This is a genomic window from Flavobacterium soyae, from assembly GCF_045348165.1.
GTDB lineage: Bacteria > Bacteroidota > Bacteroidia > Flavobacteriales > Flavobacteriaceae > Flavobacterium > Flavobacterium soyae.
On the sequence record NZ_CP150845.1, the window covers coordinates 1,056,559 to 1,077,607 of the forward strand.

Genomic DNA, 21,049 nt, shown 5'->3' on the forward strand with positions numbered 1-21,049 from the left:
GCTATATTTTGTTATCTGTATAAAGTGAAATGTCCAACAAACTCTCTTGCATCATTCACGTCATTAAGTTTAAGAACATACCAGTAATCACCTGTTGGTAATTCCTCGCCATTGTATCTACCATCCCATTTTTGACCATAATGATATTTAGCAATCTGACGTCCGTATCTATCAAAGATCGCAAACTCAAGATTAGTGTAAATATTTGTACAACCAGGTCCCCATCCATCGTGAGTACCGTTTGGTGTAAAGTAATTGTCAAGACAAACATCAATATATGTCATTGGAACCGTAATTGTATCTGTACATCCGTTTTGATCTCTTACAGTTATTACATAATCACCAGACTGGTAGATTTTGAATTTACTTTCAGATGTAAATGGACCACCGTTGATGCTGTATTCATAAGCCGGTCTTCCGCCTATACCAACAACTGAAATTACGTTCATTTCCGGTTGTCCGGCAGCTAATTGAATATCTAATTCGTCAAATGCCTCGATTGTGAAACTTGCTGTTGGCTGAATACATCCGTTAGTATGTCTGGCATAAATTACGTGTGTACCAGGAGCAACATCTTTAAACTCATTCTCTAATTGATATGGACCAGCCTGAACGTCCAGAGCATAATCAACTTCGTTAGAATCTACAGATGGATCTATAGTTACTGTAACAGTATTAGTTTCGCAACCATAAACAACATCTGCTTTAGGGTCGATATCAACTGGCAGCGGCACAAGAACCGTAACTTCATAGTTACAACCATTTGCATCTTTAACATAAGCGGTATGGTTCCCTCCTGCAAGGTTATCGAATGTATGCTGTGTTCCTGTTACCGGACTATAAGGACCTGCTAATACGTCAAGACTTACAGTATATGGAGCAGTTCCTCCTGTTATATCAATTGTAAACTCACCATTTAAATCTCCTTTACATTGTTCACCTAATATTGAACCTGGCGTAACTATAAGCGGCGCTGCAGGCTGCGTGATTATCACGTCTGTCATTACATAACATCCGTTTTCATCTTGTGCAATTACAGTGTATGTTCCTGGAGCAAGTTTTTCAAAAACACTGATTGTATCAAACTGATTCAAATCTGGTGAGATTGCATATTTAATAACTCCAGTTCCACCTGTTGCTGTTACTACAATTTTACCATTGTTTTCACCGAAACATGAAACATTAGTTGGTGTAAACTGAGCTTGTAAAGCAACCGGCGGTTCGTTGATTGTAATTGTAGCAGAAGTGTCATCACAATCTCCGCTTTCAACTTTAACAATGTAATCACCAATTACTAAATCTTCAAAAATACCGTTGTCTTTAGGACCTTGGATAATGTTTCCTGCAGTATCCTCTAGTCTATAGATATAGTTTCCTAAACCTCCTTTAGCCTCAGCTACGATAACTCCTGTAGCTTCGCCTGTACATTTTACAACTGCATTTGTAACATCAACATCAATATCAAGCGGTTCAAGAGGATCAATTACGATTTCATTAGAAACATACCCAACACATCCAACAGCATCTTTTACAAAGTAGCTGTATTTACCAACAGCAACCGGGAAGGTAACTGATGCATTGAATGTTCCAATAGTTGTTCCAAAATTAGCATCAGTACTATAAGTATAAGGAGCTGTTCCGCCCACCGCACTTAAAGTAAGTGTTGCCTGAGTTAAACATGTTTGTGAAGTAGCTTCTACTAAAGTTGGAATAACTTCAGTTGGTTCACTAATCACAATGTTTGTTGAAGTTGCAGAACAACTAAATCCGTCAGTAACAGTGATACTGTAAGTTCCAGCGCCTAATCCTGTGAAAACTGGACTAAGCTGTGGTCCAGATGTAATAACTGGATTTGCTGAAAGAATATTTAAAGTATACTGATAGTTACTTCCTTGGCCACCTGTTGGAGGATCAACTGTAATTACTGCAGTTTTATCACCAAAACAAGTTAGTGTTGTAGCACTTGCTGCTGCAGTAACCACGATTGGTGCTGGAACAACTAATACTTCTGTTGCTGTAGCGATACATCCAACATTATCTCTAACGTTAATTGTATAGTTACCTGCTGATAATCCTGACCATACAAATTGAGCTGAGTAATCAACTAATGTTGTACCGTTCAATACCAATTGGTATTCGTATTTATTATCCCATCCACCTGCTGCTGAAGCAGTGATTTCACCGTCGTTATTTCCTGTTACACAAGTAATATCAGATTTCGCTGTTGTTACTGTAAGAGCTGCTGTAGGCTGTTCTATTGTGAACAATGCAGAAACTGTACAGAATGGGTTATTTACTAGTGTTGCAACAACTGTGTATTGACCAGCAGTTAGGTTAGAAATTCTAACCGGGCCGGCATTTGCAGAAGTTCCATTGCTAGGAACTGGTCCTGTAATTACATAGTTGAATGCACCTGCATCATTTGTTGGGTTTAACTGATTGTCTACAAAAGTTAAATCAACGCTTCCGTTTGCAGTACCGTAACAGATTTGTCCGTTAACTGGCGTTACATTAATATCGAAAGTATTAGGATCATTAACATAATGTGCTTGTACAATTGAACATCCTGTTGCAGGGTTTGTAACGGTAATTAAATAATTTCCGATAGTTAGTCCTGTGAAAACTCCATTTGTATTTGACTGATTGTATGTGTTTCCATCCGTTCCGGCAACATTATAATTTAATAATGCTGGTGTTCCTCCTATTGAAGTTACAGTTACTGTAATATCTTCGTTAGAAATACAAGTTACTGCAGTATTTACAGCCACATTTATTTCATCTAAACGAATGAATGGATTAACAGTGATTGTTCCTGTACTTGATCCCATACATCCTTTATCATCGTAAACGTTTACAGTGTAATTTCCTCCAGTAAAGTCTGATTCTGTATAAGCATTGTCAGCACCTTTCTGAACCAGAATACCATTTTTAAAGAACTCATAAATTGTATAAGTTCCAGAACCACCGGTAACATTATTTACTGTAATAACTGCATAGTTAGAAGTATTTGTTCCTGTTGTACAATTGTATTGTGTGATAACTGGTGCGTTAACTGTAATTACATTTGGTTCTAGAATTCTAATATCCTCAGAATCAACACAGCCTCTTCCAGAAGTTACGGTTACAGTATAATCTCCAGCCTGAAGGTTATCAAAAATGTTTTGAGTTTGAGCTGGTATGTTAACCGCTGCTCCTAAAACTGTAGTTCCTGTTAATGTATACGTATAAACAGGGTTATCATTTACACCTGGTGCACTTGGAGCTATGTTAGCCGTGATTGAACCATCTGAATTACCTCTACATGAAACATTAGTTCCAACTAAGGCTAATCCTGTGATAACTGTTGCCGGAGCAATTTCAATCGTAACATCAAAAGTACATGTAGTTAATACGTCTCTTACTCTGATAACGTGTGTACCAGGAGCAACGTTATTAAATACTGCCGGTGTTGTGTTTACAATTACACCTCCGTCTAAAGTATATCTATAATTTGCTGGTGCAGAACCGCCTGTAGCAGTTGCAGTAATTACACCATTATTAAATGTACAACTTGGTAATGTTGTAACTGTAGTCTCTAACTGTAAAGCTGGAGAAATAGTTACTGCAGCTGCTGCTGTTGCTGTACATCCGTTTGCATCTCTTACTGTTATATCGTATGTTCCAGCAGCGTTTACAGTAAATGTTGGACTTGTTTGGAAACCAGCTCCAATACTGTATTCGTAAGGTGCAACACCAGAACCAACAGTAACTGTAAATGTATATTCACCTGCTGCCGTAGGACATTGGCTTGTAACATTAGCTGTTATTGCACTTGGTAATGGATCTACCGCAATTGTTATTGGGATAAATGTTTCACAACCTTTTAAATCTAAAACATATGCTCTCCAGTTTAAGTTAACAGCCGGATCTAAAACAGCGCTATTACTGTTTGTATAATCTGCTGCTGTTGGTGTTCCTGCGCCTGCAACGAAAGCATATTGATAATTTGGCGTTCCTCCTGCTGCTGTTACGCTAACCTGAGCACCTGAATTACAATTAGCATTTACATTTGAAGCCACAGTCAATGTTAATGCTGACGGCTCACCAACAATTACAGAAGCAGAAGCTGTACATCCTGATGTAGTGTCTGTAACTTCTACAGTATATGTGCCTACTGGTAAGTTTGTTAAAGTTACTACTTTTCCAACTTGTGTCAGAGTTCCTGTTGCCGGCCCTCCAATTAAAGCAGCTGTATAAGCACCGCTAAAGTTATCAACATCAAATTTCACTGATCCATTTGAACCGCCATTACAACTTACGTCATTAACTAACAGACCTGCAATTGTAATATTTTCTAACGGATCAACAGTGTAATACATCTCGTCTTTACATCCGTTTTCATCAGTTACCTGGAATAAATAAGTATCTGCTGTAAGACCAGTAAATATTCCGTTTGCTGCTCCAGAAACATTAGTAACTGCACTTGCCGGTAAAAGAATCTCGTAGTGTAAAGCACCAACACCATTTGAAACAGTTACAGTAACTGTACTTGTTGTGTTTGCGGCTGGTGTACACCAAATATCTGTTCCTGTTACAGAATCGATTGTTGGAGGATCTAGTGCCGGAATTGTAATACTTACCGGTACAGCAATTGTACAGTTATTAGCATCTTTTACATAAGCTGTAACTGTTCCTTCATTATACGTTGTAAATGTATTTGCTGCACTATAATTTGTTCCTCCGTTGAAACTGTATTGGTAAGGTGCTGTTCCTGTTCCTGCGGTTACATTGATTGTAACCACTGCCGGCTGAGCAGCATTTCCTGCACCACAAGTTAATCCTTGTGTCAGCACAGCTGTTGCAGCAAGAGCGGCAGGCTCAGTTATAGTGACTGGTATGCTTACTGAACTACATTGTTTAGCATCACGCACAACAATGTTGTATGTTCCTGCAGTTAATCCTGTGAATATATTTGAAGCCTGGAAAGCTCCTCCATTGATATTGTACTCATATGGAATAACTCCATTAGCAGCAGTAATAATGATACTTCCGTCATTATCTCCTACACAGCTTACGTTTGTTTGTGTAAATGTTGCTGTTGGAGTTGTTGTTGGCGTAACTAATACCGGAATAGAAACTGCCTGACATCCCTGACTGTCTGTTACTCTGAAAGTATAAGTTCCATCAGCTGCTGCAGTATAAGGTGATGTTGCTGCAACATATCCGCCTCCGTTAAAGTCAACCTCAAATCCTGCATAAGTATGAGTACCCTGAGTTGCCAATAATGTGATAACAGCAGATCCTGCACAAGTTAAATCTTGTGTTAAAGCAGCTTGTAATAATAATTCCTGATTTAATGTATAAGGACTTGAAATGATACAGCCATTACCATCTTTAATATAGAATGTATAGTTTCCTGGCGCATTCAATACAAAATTAGGGCTTGACTGGTATCCGTTACCAATGCTGTATGTTGGAGTTCCAACATAAGTTCCTGTAATTGTAATTGGCACTGGTCCACCTGTATAACAATACAATCCAGCTGATGAATTAATTGTTGGCAATGCATCTGTAGCAATTGTTACATCAAGTTTAGTTGTACATCCGTTTGCATCCATTGCATAAACATCCCATTGAGTATTTACAGTTGGGTCTAATACAGCGTTTGCAACAGTATCGTAATCTAAAACATTTGGAGTAACTCCATCCTGAACGAACACATATTTATAAACTGGAGTACCGCCTGAAGCAATAACTTCAATTTTAGCACCGAAATTACAATTTGCATTTACATTGCTCACCAAGTTAAGGTTTAGAACTGCTGGCTGAGCCACAACTACTGAAGCAGTTGCTGTACATTGTGTAACATCATCTGTAACTTCAAGAGTATATGTTCCAGGAACTAATCCTGTAACATTTACAGTATTTCCTGTTTGAGCTACTGTACCTGTTCCCGCTGTTAATACTGCTGTATAAGTACCTGTGTAATTTGCAACAGTAAATTTAACTGCTCCATTTGCATTTCCGTTACAAGTAACGTCACTTACTAACTGACCCGCAACCGTAATGTTAGTTACCGGATTAATAGTATATGATTCCTGATAAGTACAACCGTTAGCGTCAGTCACCTGGAATAAGTAAGTGTCTGCAGTTAATCCTGCAAATACCGCTGAAGTTTGTTTCGCCACAACAATTGGAGAAAGAATCTCATATTGAAGTGGTGCTACACCGTTGATTACGTTACTAATTGTAACTGTACTTGTTGTACTAGCCGCTGGAGCACAATAAATAGGTGTTCCTGTGATATCCATATTTGTCGGCGCATTTAACGCTGGGATAGTGATAGTAACCGGCACAGCAATGATACAGTTGTTAGCATCTTTTACATAAGCTGTAACTGTTCCTGAATTATAAGTAGTCAACGTATTTGTTGTACTGTAATTTGTTCCGCCATTGAAACTGTATTGGTAAGGCGCTGTTCCAGTACCTGCAGTTACATTGATTGTAACAACTGCCGGCTGAGTCGCATTTCCTGTACCACAAGTTAAGCCTTGTGTCAACACAGCTGTTGCAGCAAGAGCTGTAGGCTCAGTAATTGTAGCTTGTACGCTTACTGAAGAACATTGTTTAGCATCACGCACAACAATGTTGTATGTTCCTGCAGTTAATCCTGTGAATATATTTGAAGCCTGGAAAGCTCCTCCATTGATACTATACTGATATGGAGTAATACCATTTGCAGCAGTAACAATGATACTTCCGTCATTTCCTCCTATACAGCTTACGTTAGTTTGCGCTAATGTTGCTGTTGGAGTTGTTGTTGGCGTAACTACTACCGGAATAGAAACTGCCTGACATCCCTGACTGTCTGTTACTCTGAAAGTATAAGTTCCATCAGCTGCTGCAGTATAAGGTGATGTTGCAGCAACATATCCGCCTCCGTTAAAGTCAACTTCAAATCCTGTATAAGTAGTTGTTCCCTGAGTTGCCAATAATGTAATACTAGCTGATCCTGCACAAGTTAAATCTTGTGTTAAAGCAGCTTGTAATAATAATTCCTGATTTAATGTATAAGGGCTTGAAACGATACAGCCATTACCATCTTTAATATAGAATGTGTAGTTTCCTGGTGCATTCAATACAAAATTAGGACTAGCTTGGTATCCGTTACCAATGCTGTATGTTGGAGTTCCAACATAAGTTCCTGTAATTGTAATTGGCACCGGACCTCCTGTGTAACAATACAATCCAGCTGATGAATTAATTGTTGGCAATGCATCTGTAGCAATTGTTACATCGCGTTTAACGATACATCCGTTTGCATCTTTTGCGTAAACATCCCATTGAGTGTTTGTTGCCGGAGCTAATACAGCGCTTACGCTATTTGTATAATCTGCAGCTACTGGAGCAACACCATCCTGAACGAATGCATAAGTATAGTTTGGTGTTCCACCTGAAGCAATAACTTCAACTTTTGCACCAAAATTACAATTTGCATTTACATTGCTCACCAAGTTAAGGTTTAGAACTGCTGGCTCAGTTACAATTACTGAAGCAGTTGCTGTACATTGTGTAACATCATCTGTAACTTCAAGAGTATATGTTCCAGGAACTAATCCTGTAACGTCAACTATATTACCTGTCTGAGCTACTGTACCTGTTCCTGCTGTTAATGCAGCAGTATAAGTACCTCCAAAGTTCGCAACTGTAAATTTAACTGCACCATTGCCGTCTCCGTTACAAACTACATTACTTACTAATTGACCTGCAACTGTAATATTAGTTACCGGATCAACAGTATATGATTTTTGATCTTTACATCCGTTAGCATCAGTTACTTCAAATAAGTAAGTATCCGGAGCTAATGAAGTGAATATTCCGCTGGCAGCACCTGAAACGTTTGAAGTTGCACTAGCAGGAGATAAAATTGCGTAAGCTAAAGTACCAACACCATTTGTAGTGGTGATTGTAACTGTACTTGTAGTACTTGCCGCTGGAGCACAATAAATTGGTGTTCCTGTAATATTTGTAATTGTTGGCGGATTTAACGCTGGAATATTAACACCATTTGTTAAAGTAAATATACATCCTTTAGCATCTTTAACTAAAACGTTGAATGTTGTTCCGGCAAAAGCTTCGTATGTATTTGTACTTGTATAAGTTGTTCCGCCATCAAAACTGTATAAATATGGAGCAGTACCATCTGCAGCTGTTACAGTAACTACTGCTTTTGTTGGTACATTTCCTGCAGCGCATGTTAGTCCTGTTGTTAAAACAGAAGTTGCTGTTAAAGCTGTTGGTTCTGTTATTGTAATTGGTGCGCTTGGATAATCACAAGATTTAGCATCTCTTACAGTGATAATATATGCAGTACCTGCTGTTAATCCTGTAAATACATTTGATGTTTGGAAAGTTCCACCATCTAATTGGTATTGGTAAGGACCAACACCTGAAGTAACATTTACAGTAATAGTTCCATCTGAACCTCCATTACAGCTAACATTTGTTTGAACTGTAGTAAATACAGTAGATTGGATAGGATCTAATGTTAAAGTAGTTGTCGCCTGACATGCTGTTGGCAATTTAGCATCACTAACTCTAAAAGTATAATTTGCTAAAACACTAGTTGATAGAACATTTGATGGCATTAATGTATATGTAAGACCACCATCTGTAGAATATTCATAAGTGTATGCTGTATTGTAACCTCCTGTTGCTGTTAATGTAATTTCAGCATTTGGAGTTACGGTACAATCTAACTCTTTAGTTAATGCAGCATTTAATTGTAATTGCGGTTTAACTTCATAAGTAGTTGTAGCGGTACAGCCATTACCGTCTTTAATTACTAAAGTATAAGTACCTGAAGCATTAAACGTAAAGTTTGGACTTGTTTGGAAAGTGCTTCCGTTTACGCTATAAGTAGCCCCGCCAACAATTGCAGGATCAACTGTTCCAGAAATTGCAATTGTGAATGGATTACCGTCATAACAAATTTCAGCAGGAGCTGTAATTGTAGGATCAGCATCTTTATTTAATGTAACAGCTGCGAATTTAATACAGCCATAAGCATCTTTTGCATAAGCAATATAATTTCCTGCATTTCTGTTAAATGTATTTGCAGAAGCCCAACCTGCAGAAGCTGCTGTTGGTGCAGGATCTGTAGACAATAATAATTGGTAAGTATATGGAGCTGTTCCGTCTTTTGCAACAGCTGTAATTATACCAGAGTTTGGATTACAATTTGCATTTTTAGTAACTGAAGCTGTAACTGATAAATCAATAGCAGATTCTGTAATGTTGAATGTATTTGTAGCAATACTACATCCTGCATTTGTACCACCTGCAGTTTCTCTAATTACAACAACATAATTTCCAAAGCCTAATGCACCTATGTTGCTAAGTGTAAGTGAACCATTAGCAGGAACCGTTCCTGTTCCAGTAACCCCTGTAGAAACCATAGTAAATGAGTTGAATATCTCATAACTAATTGGTGTTGCAATTGGGTATGTGCTATTTATTGTAAGTGAAACATTTCCGTTGTTGCTTCCTTTACAAGTAACATTATTAGCAGCTAATCCACTTACCGTTAAAGTAGAATTTGTAGGGATAGGCATTGTAGCTGTTTCATAATAGTAGCAGCCTGTTCCTGCATCATGTACAATAAAAGTATATTTAACTCCTGGCAATAAATTTGGTATCGTTGTTTTTTTACTTCCTGGATTTACTCCTGCCGGAACTCCCAAAACGTCTTCATCATACCATGGTAAAGTTGTTGGAGCAGTATAAGTCATTCCCGGACCTGTGTAAACAGCGAAGTGGAATGGACCGTTACCTGTAATATTAGTAGATGCAGCACCAATAGCTACTACTGCTGATCCTAATGAAGAACAGTCTGCTGGTGGAGCTGTTACCGTAATATCTAAATCATCTGGCGGTGACGCAACAAATACATTCTGTTCAATATTTGTACATCCATTCGCATCAGTAATAATAATTTGATATAAACCAAAGTCAACAACTTCAAATACAGCTGTAGCTCCTGTTTGACCTGTAATTTGTTTATTATAACCGTTTACACCTGTTACGTGATAAGTATAGTTTGGTGTACCTCCAGAAACTGAATTAATAGTAATAGATCCTAAAGAAACTCCTCCAGCTCCACAAGTAATCGGAGTGATCGTTCTACTTACAACAATTGGTGTAGGCTGTGCAATAAAAATATTATCTGTATCTGTACATCCTTTAGCGTCAGTAACCGTAATTAAATAATTACCTGAAGTTATACCAGATGTTTGCGTACCATAATTAACACCAGTAGTTGTGTTTAAAACAGTATATACAAATGGTGCCTGTCCTTTTGTATTATCAATTGTAATAGCAATTGCTGCAGTAGCATCTCCATTACAATTTATACTTTGTGTCTGTGTAACCCCTGTTATCTCTGGTAATACCGGAGTAGTAACGATAACTGCAGCAGATGTTGCTGTACATCCTCTAGAGTCAGTTACTGTGAAAGTATATGAACCTGCAGAGTTAGTAGTAAACACATTTCCTGCAAATGATCCTATGTTAGGAGAAGCTGTATAAGTAAATGGCCCGATTCCACCCGCTGGTGTCAAAGTAACCTGAGCATCTGTTGGTGCTGAACATGTAATATCTTTGTCTAATACAGCATTTAGTGTTAATGCGTTATTTACAATAACAACATTACTATCTGCAGTACATCCGTTACCATCCTTAATTCTAATCGTATAGCTTCCCGGAGTAGTAATAACAAAAGTATTTCCTGCCTGATATGAAGCCCCGCCGTTAATACTGTAGCTCAATGGTGCTACTAATCCAGCTCCCGGAGTCGCAGTAATAGTATAACTTCCTACACCAAAACATTGACCCGCAGCAGAAGCTGTAACAGTTGGAACAGCATCTTGAGAAATCGTAATATCTAATTTAAATGTACATCCGTTAGCATCAATTACATAAGCATCCCAGTTTAAGTTAACCGCTGGATCTAAGTTTGCATTATTGTTGTTAGAATAAGTTCCTGCCGGAGCGCCATCCTGAACAAATGAATATCTGTATATTGGTGTTCCTCCAGCTGCAGTAACTGTCACTGCAGAAGTACTCACAAAACAGTTTGCATTTACTGCTGTGTATGTAGCAGATAATGCAGCTGCCGGCTGATTAATTATTATTGAAGTGTTTGCAGTACAACCCGTCACTTCATCAGTAACAACAATTGCATAAGTATTAGCTGTTAAATTTGGTAGAGTCACAGTTCCTGTACTAACCCCCGTTACGGCTGTACCTCCATTAACTGTATAAGAATATGTAGAGCCGAAACCACCAACAGTTAATCTTATAGACCCTGTATTGCCTCCGTTACATAATACATCACTTAATTTACTCGCCAAAACAGTAATTGGAGTTACCGGATTAACTGTATATGATTCTGTATAATAACATCCGTTTGCATCAGTAACTTTAAACATGTAAGTACCTGGTGCAAGATTTGCAAAAGCATTAGATGTTTGTTTAGGAACGATTACCGGTGATGGAGCAATTGTTTCGTATTGTAAAGTTCCAACACCATTAGTCGCTGTTAAAGTAACAGTAGTTGTTGTAGCTGTACAAGTAACTGCCGGAGCAGCAAAAGTTAAGTCTGTAGGAGGGTTTAATCTCAATAAAGTTCCTGAACCTGTTACCGGACAGCCTTTTGCATCTCTAACTGAGTATGTATAAGGCTGGTTAGCTCCATTATCATTTAATGTTAATACATTATTTGAACTATATCCGCTTCCATTAAAACTGTATTCGTAAGGAGCAGTTCCAGTACCTGCAGTAACATTAATAGTAACTGTTCCTGCTACTTTAGCATTTGAAGCATTACAAGAGAATGGAACTTCAACTACTGTTGCGGCTAATGTTACAGGCTGCGTAATTGTAACCGCTGCTGATCCGGAACAGTTTTTACTGTCTTTTACGTAGAAAGTATAAGAACCTGCCACTAATCCTGTAAATACCGGATTAGAAGTAAATGGTCCAGCAACATTGTTGCTATATGTAAATCCGCCTGATCCTCCGGCCCCTGTTAAAGTAACTGAACCATCTGCAGCGCCATTACAGCTTGCATTTACCTGAACAGCCGTAACTGTTGGGTTTGTAATTGGAGAAACTGTAACAACTGCAGTTCTTGTACAGCTGTTAGAATCTGTAATTACAAATGTATAAGTATCTGCATTTGCAGGCGTTACTGTGTATGTAAATGTAGGCCCCGTAATAGGTGCACTTGCAGCACTTGGTGTACCAGCACCTTTTTGTACTGTGTAAGTATATGTAGATCTACCGCCGCCAATTGTAACTGTAATTGTTGCGTTTGGAGCAGCTGTACAATCTAGTTCTTTTGTAACTGTACCTGCTGCTGTTAATTGCGGGTAAACTACTGTTGCAGCCGGAGCCGAAGTAATACAACCGTTTTTATCTTTTACATAAACTGTATAAGTTCCTGCAGCTACGGTAAAAATATTACTTGTCTGGAATGCTCCTGTTGGACCGGCAATTCCATAAGTTAATGGTGCTAAACCTGTAGCCGTTGCAGTAATAGTGAATCCGCTTCCAGAAGCAGTACATTGATTATTAACCGTTACGTTAGTTATTGCCGGCATTGCATCCAAAATAACTGTAACTGTAGATTTAGCAATACAGCCATTTGCATCTTTCACGTAAACATCCCAAACTAAATCAGCTCCAGAATTAGTATCTACCGTTAAAACATTACTAGCGCCATAAGCCGATGACGGTACTGTTGACGGGCTTTTCGCGAAAGCGTATGTATAATTTGGTGTGCCGCCTGTTGCAGTAATTGTAATTTGTGAATTATCATTATTACAATTTACATTAGTTCCTACTGCTGTAGTAATTGCTAGAGCAGCCGCTGGCTGGCCAATAACAATACTTGCAGAATTAGTACATCCTGTTGCAGTATCTGTAACCTGAACAGTATAAGTTCCTGCAGCAACATTTGATAATGTTAATGTATTTCCTGATTGTGTTAATGTTCCTGAACCTAAAGTTCCTGCTGTTAAAGTAAATGTATAAGCACCAACTGTGGCATTACCAGAAACTGTATAAATTCCAGATCCTGTTGAACCTCCTCTACATAAAACATCACTTGTTTTATTTCCTGTAATTGCAATTGGAGTAACCGGATTTACAATGTAAGGTTCTGTATAATAACATCCGTTTGCATCTGTAACTCTGAAAGTATAAGATCCAGGTGCAAGGTTTGCAAATGAGTTTGATGTTTGTTTAGCAATGATTACTGTCGATGGAGCAATTGTCTCATATTGTAAAGCTCCAACTCCGTTTACAGCCGTTACTGTAACTGTAGTAGTTGTAGCTGTACAAGTAACCGCTGGCGAAGCAAAAGTTAAATCTGTTGGAGGGTTTAGTCTCAATAAAGTTCCTGAACCTGTTACCGGACAGCCTTTTGCATCTCTAACAGCGTATGTATATGGCTGATTAGCTCCGTTGTCATTTAATGTTAATACATTATTTGAGCTGTATCCGCTTCCGTTAAAACTATATTCATAAGGAGCGGTTCCTGTACCTGCAGTAACATTAATTGTAACTGTTCCTGCTACTTTAGCATTTGAAGCATTACATGTAAATGGAACTACAGCAACTGTTGCGGCCAAAGTACTTGGCTGAGTAATGGTAACCGCTGCTGATCCTGTACATCCTTTACTGTCTTTTACATAGAAAGTATATGAACCTGCTGCCAATCCGTTAAATACCGGATTAGTAGTAAATCCTGTCGTCGCATTGTTGCTGTATGTGAATCCGCCTGATCCTCCAGCACCTGTTAAAGTAACTGAACCATCTGCAGCACCATTACAGCTTGCATTGGTCTGAACAGCTGTAACTGTTGGACTTGTAATAGGGTCTACCTTAGTTACCGCTGTAGCCTGACATCCATTAGCATCTGTAATTACAAATGTATAAGTATCTGCATTTGCAGAAGTAACTGTATAAGTAAATGTTGGTCCGGTAATAGGTGTGCTTGCTGCACTTGGAGCTCCTGCTCCTTTTTGTACTGTGTAAGTATATGTAGATCTACCGCCGCCAATTGTAACTGTAATTGTTGCGTTTGGAGTAACTGTACAATCTAATTCTTTTGTAACAGAACCTACAGCCGTTAATTGCGGATAAATAACTAATGCCGCTGCTGTTGCTGCTGTACATCCATTTTTATCTTTTACAGTTACTGTATAAGTTCCTGCTGGTACTGTAAATGTATTTGATGTCTGGAAAGAAGTTCCATCAATGCTGTATGTCAACGGAGCCAATCCTGTTCCCGAAGCAGTAATCGTAAATGAATTTCCTGAACCTGTACATTGATTATTGTTTGTCGCAGTTACACTTGGTAAATTATCACTAACAATAGTAACAGTCTTTTTCGTTGTACAGCCATTTACGTCTTTTACATAAACGTCCCAAACTAAATCAGCTCCAGAATTAGTATCTACTGTTAAAACAGCACTATTTCCGTAAGTTGATGTTGGAACTGTTGATGGGTTTTTCGCAAAAGCGTAAGTATAATTTGGTGTACCGCCAGTTGCTGTAACCGTAATTTGTGAATTATCATTATTACAATTTACATTAGTTGAAACCGCAGTAAAATCTACAAGAGAACTTGGCTGAGTTATTGTAACTGAAAATGCTGACTGACATTTAGTTAATCTGTCTGTTGCAGTAATTGTATATGTACCTGCTGGCTGAGCAGCAGTAACATTTATTACTGTAGTTGTTTCAGAAACGTTATTTCCTGATTGAATAATAGTTCCTCCCGCATTTGTTATAGCGTAATCATAACCTCTGTTTTTAACACCGTTTACAGTAAACTGAAGTGTTCCTGTTCCTCCATTACATTGAATATTTGTTAACGCAGAACCACCAGTTATAATATCCGGAGTTCCATTTACTGTGTAAGGCAATGTGAAAGAACAGCCTGTTTTAATATCAGTTGCCTGAAAAACATAATTACCAGGTGTTAACGATTTAAATTCGCCATCTGAATTTATAGCAGAATCATATCCTGCAGGACCAGAAATTATCTGATAACGAATTGGTGCAGAAACATCTACTTTTACTGCAGCAATATTTACATGACCTCCAGGAGGATTTGTAGAACAATCGTACCCGCTATCTGTTATGTTAATTCCTGTAATTCTGTCTAAAGCATCAATAGTAACCGATAAAGGCCCTATCTGACAATTATTTGCATCTCTAATATAAGCAGTAACTACACCAGCCGTAGATGTAGAAAATGTATTTGTACTAGTAAAGTTTGCTGTTCCATTAAAGCTATAACTATAAGCACCTGTTCCCCCAGCGCCATTAACCGTAACTACTGCAGGTACTGTACCTGTACCGCTGCATTTAATAGTTGTAGCAGTTATTGTTCCTGATACAGCAGTTGGTTGAGTTAATCTTATAATAGCACTTGTAGAAGTACATCCTTTACTATCTCTAACCAAATAAGTATAATCAACATTTGGACTTAAATTAGAGTATAAAGAAGTTGATGACCAGCCTGCATTATTAAAATTATATTGATATCCTCCTGAACCACCAGCACCTATTAACTGTACACTTCCATTTGTTAAACCATTACAAGTAATTTGTGTTGGGTTGGCAGTAACGGTAGGATTTGTAATAGGGCTGACTATTGCATTAACAGTAGTAACACAACCTTTTGAGTCTGTAATTTCGAAAGTATAAGTATCTGCTGATGTAGCAGTATAAACAAATGAATTACCGGTTACAGGATTACTGGAGCCGTAAGCTGCAGAGCCTTTTTTAACTTTATAAGTAAAGGCACTTGTACCTCCAGTAATAGAAACTGTAATAGCAGCGTTTGGAGATGTAGTACAATCTAAAGTTTTAGATATTGTTGCACTTCCTTGTAATTCTGGGGCAATTATAATATTGCTAACTGCTACTGTACAATTATTACTGTCTGTTACAACAATGTTATGTGTACCAGGGCCTACATTCGTAAATGTATTTGATGTTTGTGCAGCCCCGCCGTCTAAACTATAAGTTAAAGTTCCTGTTCCTGTAGCTGTAACAACAAGTGTTGATTGATTAGTAGTATCATAACATAAATCTGAACTCGCTGCCAAAGAAGCTGTAGGCGCTATTGGAGAAGTAATATTTACAGTTGCAGAAGCTGGAGAAGTACAAGAGTTTGTATCTCTAACCACCACAGTATAAGTTCCTGAAGCAACATTTGTAAATACATTTGAAGTTTGAAATGGTACTACAACTGTAGTTCCGTTAGATTGTCTCAACTCATATTGATAACTTGGTGTTCCTCCAGTTACTGCAGCCGTAATCGAAGCACCGTTTGTACAAGTAGGCTGAGCCGTAACCTGTGCTGTAACCGCTAATGCTGCAGGCGCAGTAATAGGCTGCGAAAATGGGAAACTACAAGTCGATGCGCTATTGTTGAAACGTATCTGAATTGCGTATGTTTGACTTGTTAAACCTGTTACTGTTACAGGAGATACTTTAGAATTTACCCAAGTAGTTCCATTATTCATAGAATAATCGAATCCATAAGGAAGATTAAAGTTTTGTGCTGCCAATGTAATTTCTCCATTATTTCCTCCATTACAAGTAACATTTTTAACTCCTGTTATAGAAGCCGAAAATGCTTTATTACTGTCGATAACAATAGGGAAATCTTTTTGAGTAATACACGATTTTGGAATCTGACGTACCCAGATATCATCAATTACTAAGTCATTTCCACCATATTCAATACTTCCGGAACGAATTCTAAAAGTAAGGTTTGTGTTATTTCCAGGGTTTAGTGAAATGTTTATCGGAACCCATTTTGTTCTATTTGGGTCATTTGCTGCTTCGGCAATTTTACCCGTATCCTGAGTAGCTACAACATTACCAGAACCATCAACCAGCTCAAATCTTACAATTGGAGCTGCTCCACTAGCACCAGTATTTAATAAGTTACCCACATACAAAGAGACCATTACCGGCTGATTTGGGATAACATCAATAATTGGTTTGCTATATAAAACTCCGTAAGGTCCAGCTGCTCCTCCAATGTTTACTAATAAATATCTTCCGTTTGCATCTCCAACACCTGCTAAGTTATTAGGGTTTGTTGTATGATCTTTAAAGTGGTACCATGCTCCTGTGTTATTACTAGCAGGATCATCACTTCTCCAAAAGAAACTCGTAACTGAATATTGGTTATCTTCAACAGAACGAGTTGGAGTTCCATTTAAAGAACAAGTATATGGCGGGTTTACTCTTTGGTCGTTGAAACAGTAAGCCGCCGCAATACCCGGAGTTGTTGTAGTTCCTCCAGAACCAAAATCTTCTTGTAATAAATTACTATAAGTTGGTACTGAAATCAAATTATATTTTACGCTTACCGTATGTGATCCCGATGGAACATTTAAGAAAACATTCGGAGGAGTATTTGTATTTAAAACATTATCTAAATAATATTCATAACTATAATTTGCTCCGCTTCCATTTGTTACCGTTACTGTACTTGTTGCAGTTCCGTTACAATTAAATACCGGAGGGTCAACTGAAATTGTAGGGTCTGCCGGTTTTGGATCTAAAACAACACCCGGCATTGCGAATGTACAGCCTTTTGAATCTCTAACATAAAGTGTATAAGTTCCCGGTGCTACGTAAGCTTCATTCGAAGTTCCGTAAGTTGTACCTCCATCAAAACTATAAGTATAAGGTGGAGTTCCTCCTTGAGGGTTTGTAATACGTACTTTACCAAAACCATTACCAGAAGGATCACAACCTGCTAATTCAGAAACACCCGCAGAAGCACTTAATGCATTTGCAGGAGCTGTAATTGTTATATTCGTAGCAGGATCAGTACAAGTTGTTCCTGATAAAGTATATCTAACTACAACATTGTAAGTTCCGCCTGTTAGATTAGAGAAAACTGGAGTACTGCTAAATGTAGCCCCATTATCAATACTATATTGTAAAGTATATCCGTTTGCGTTTGTAACATTAATGTTTATTTGAGCTGTACCACCGTTACAATTAATTTCAGTATTTGTTACAGTGTAAACTGGTTTAGGATTTCCTGTAACTGTAATCGATGTTGTTGCCTCACAGTTATTAGAATCAACTAAACGAATATTGTATGTTCCTGCTGTTGTAAAAGTAATTTCATTTGAAGTAAGGAAAGTAGCAGATCCGTTTACAAAGAAGAAATATGGAGCTGTTCCTCCAGAACCTGATAAAGTAATTTTACCATCGCTGCATGCCGTAAGCGGAGTTGTTAAGGCAGCCGTTGCAACTAGAGGAGCGGCAATATTATTTATAGGAATAACACTTGACACATCACAAGTCGGGGCTGGTGTACCACCAACAGCAGCATTTGTAACTCTTACCCTATATGTAATTCCGGGATTTAAATTTGCAAAAGTATAATCTGAAGCCGCAATAGGACCAGCACTGTTAATAAGGACATTTGTCGCATTATTATATAAGTAATAATAATATTGCGGATCAATATTAAGAGCGCCAACTTTTATACTTCCTTTATCTCCATAACAAGTTGGCTGCGTAACAGCTGTGCTAATCTGTAAATCTACTTTTCTAATAAGAATATTTGGAACAGTAAAAATACATGGATTAGTAGTTACACCTACTTGTCTAATGTGAACAGTATATGAATTTGGGTTTGTAATATTAAAAGTATTACTTGCCTGATATGCTCCAATCGTTCCGTTAGGATCTGTACTGATAGCATATTCGTACCCTGCCGGCACTCCGCCAATCGTAATACTTCCGGAAACACCACAAATAATATCCTTATGCGTTTCTGTTGGAGTTAACAAATTCGTATAAACATTAAAATAAAAACGGTTGAAACATCCTCCCGCATAATTTAATGTTACTCGAAATTGTCCCGCCTGGTTTGCTGTATAATTTTGTCCGGTACCTACACTGGCCCACGTACAGGCTGTATTTTCGTTGGCACAATTCTGATTCGTTACAGCAGCACAGCTTCCTTCATCTAATTTTTCCCAAACAATACTTGTTGCATCAGAAATGCTTGTAGTAATTTGTCTGACTGCATTTGAACCGCACAAGAAAATATTTGGTAATTTTTTTCCATCATTAGAACAAGTTACTACCTGATCTGCAAATGGTATTACCGGATTCTCTACTGTGCTTCCAAATCTTGTTACAACAAATGATTGATAAATTGATCTACAAGGTGCAGCTGCAAGATTGTAAACATAATACGTTCCAGGATCTTTTACATTTAATGTTTGTCCTGTACCTATTTGATTTGTTCTTGCTTCATCACTATACCACGTATAAGATGTATAACCATTAGCAGCTGTTAAATTAATGTTCTCCCCACATAAAGTAACATTCGAAGTATATTTACAACCATCTACCCCAACTAAAAAGTTTGTAGCTTTTGGAACTAAAATACATCCTGTATTGGTATTAACACTCGGGTCATCAGAAATTATAAAACTAGTGTTTTGCTGCCCTTTGTATGTAGCATAAGCAGAGTTGTCAATACTGTTAGAACAAGCCTCGCTTAAACTTTGACAATCAGGAACAACCTGAACCTTGAAACTAATAATTTTTTCAGGATCACCAACTTTAACAACGTTGTTGTTTACTGCAAAAACAATATTTCTTGTTGCAGCATTATAACTTTGTACCGTTACCCCTGTAGGTAACGAAACAATATCTGCCGGATAATTAAAAATAATATTAATAGGCAGCTGGTCTCTAATCGTAAACTCGGTGGCATTATCATTACCTGTATTTTTAAAACCAATTTCATAATTTAACTGCTGGCCTAAAGTAACATTTTGGCCTCCAATATCTACCCCGGCATTATTTTTTACAATTTTAGTTAAAACAATTTTCGGTTCAATAATTTCAACGTTAAAAGCATTGAAGAAAAGTCCATAACCATCTCCTACAGTACTAAGCTTTAATTGTGCCGAAGTATCGTTGTTTTTAATAATTGAATTTGAAGCATTATTAAGGTTTATAATACCTGCTTCAAAACCAAGTGTATTACCGCTGTTTGGAGTTCTCGCTGTATAAGGCCCGTTAGTGTCATTAATTGTACTATTGAAGAAGTTATTAACTGGGCGCTCTGCAGTAAAAATATCTGTATTATTTATAGAATATTTATCTCCTGTAAGATTAACATCTCCCTCTAAAGCAGCAAAAGCTAATTTTGCTTTTACAACTCCTGTTGGAATAGTTTTGAATCCAGAAATATCATAAGTTACCGGTGCGCTGGATGCCTGGATCCAACTAAGACCGTCAAAAGATGTAATATATTTTGCAGATGATTTTGGATCCTCATATACTATAAATAAATTCCAGCCCGCTGCAAAACCACCATTTATACCACCTCTTCCTGAAATAATATTTGCTGCGGTGTAAACTCCTTCAGGATTTGCTAATGCCTGCACTAATGCTGTTGCATCATAGTAATATGCATACGGCATCTGACTACCGTTTGACGTTGTAGGATAGTAATCGTAAATTAACGACCCTGTAATATCATTATAAGTGGTCTGGCCAGGAAGCTTAAACTTAATCGAACCTAAATTGGCACGATTTACAGTCCCATTAGTTACAGAAGCTTGACTGTAAACACCAGCCCAATAAAGCCCCGCGTAAACAATCTTATAACATTCTCTACTTGTTTGTGGAATAGCTAAAGTAGCAGAACTTGAACTAAAAGTGGTATTATCACTATCGACATCAATATATTGCATATTAAGGTCGTTATTGTTCTGGTTCGTAGAATTAAAGGCATCGTTTGGTCGTTGGCCATTACTATTGTTATCTCTATTCAAAATATTATTACCTATCAAAAGCATGTCACCTTTTAAACTCGTGTCAAAACGAGGAGTGAAATTCTTTTGAGAGAACATAATAAAACTCTGTATAAAAAATAATACAGTTAAAACTAATTTTAAAGTAGTAGGTTTTTTCATATTACTATGGTTTCAGT

General features: G+C 37.7%; 1 protein-coding gene. It reads right to left on the bottom strand.

The window, feature by feature from the left end; translation table 11 throughout:
• Positions 1–11 precede the first annotated feature (11 nt).
• The gene (locus tag AABD74_RS04745) at positions 12–21,032 is read right to left on the bottom strand and encodes a T9SS type B sorting domain-containing protein (protein ID WP_406844828.1); all 21,021 of its coding nucleotides are present in this window, start codon (positions 21,030–21,032) and stop codon (positions 12–14) included.
• Between the last annotated feature and the right edge of the window lie 17 nt (positions 21,033–21,049).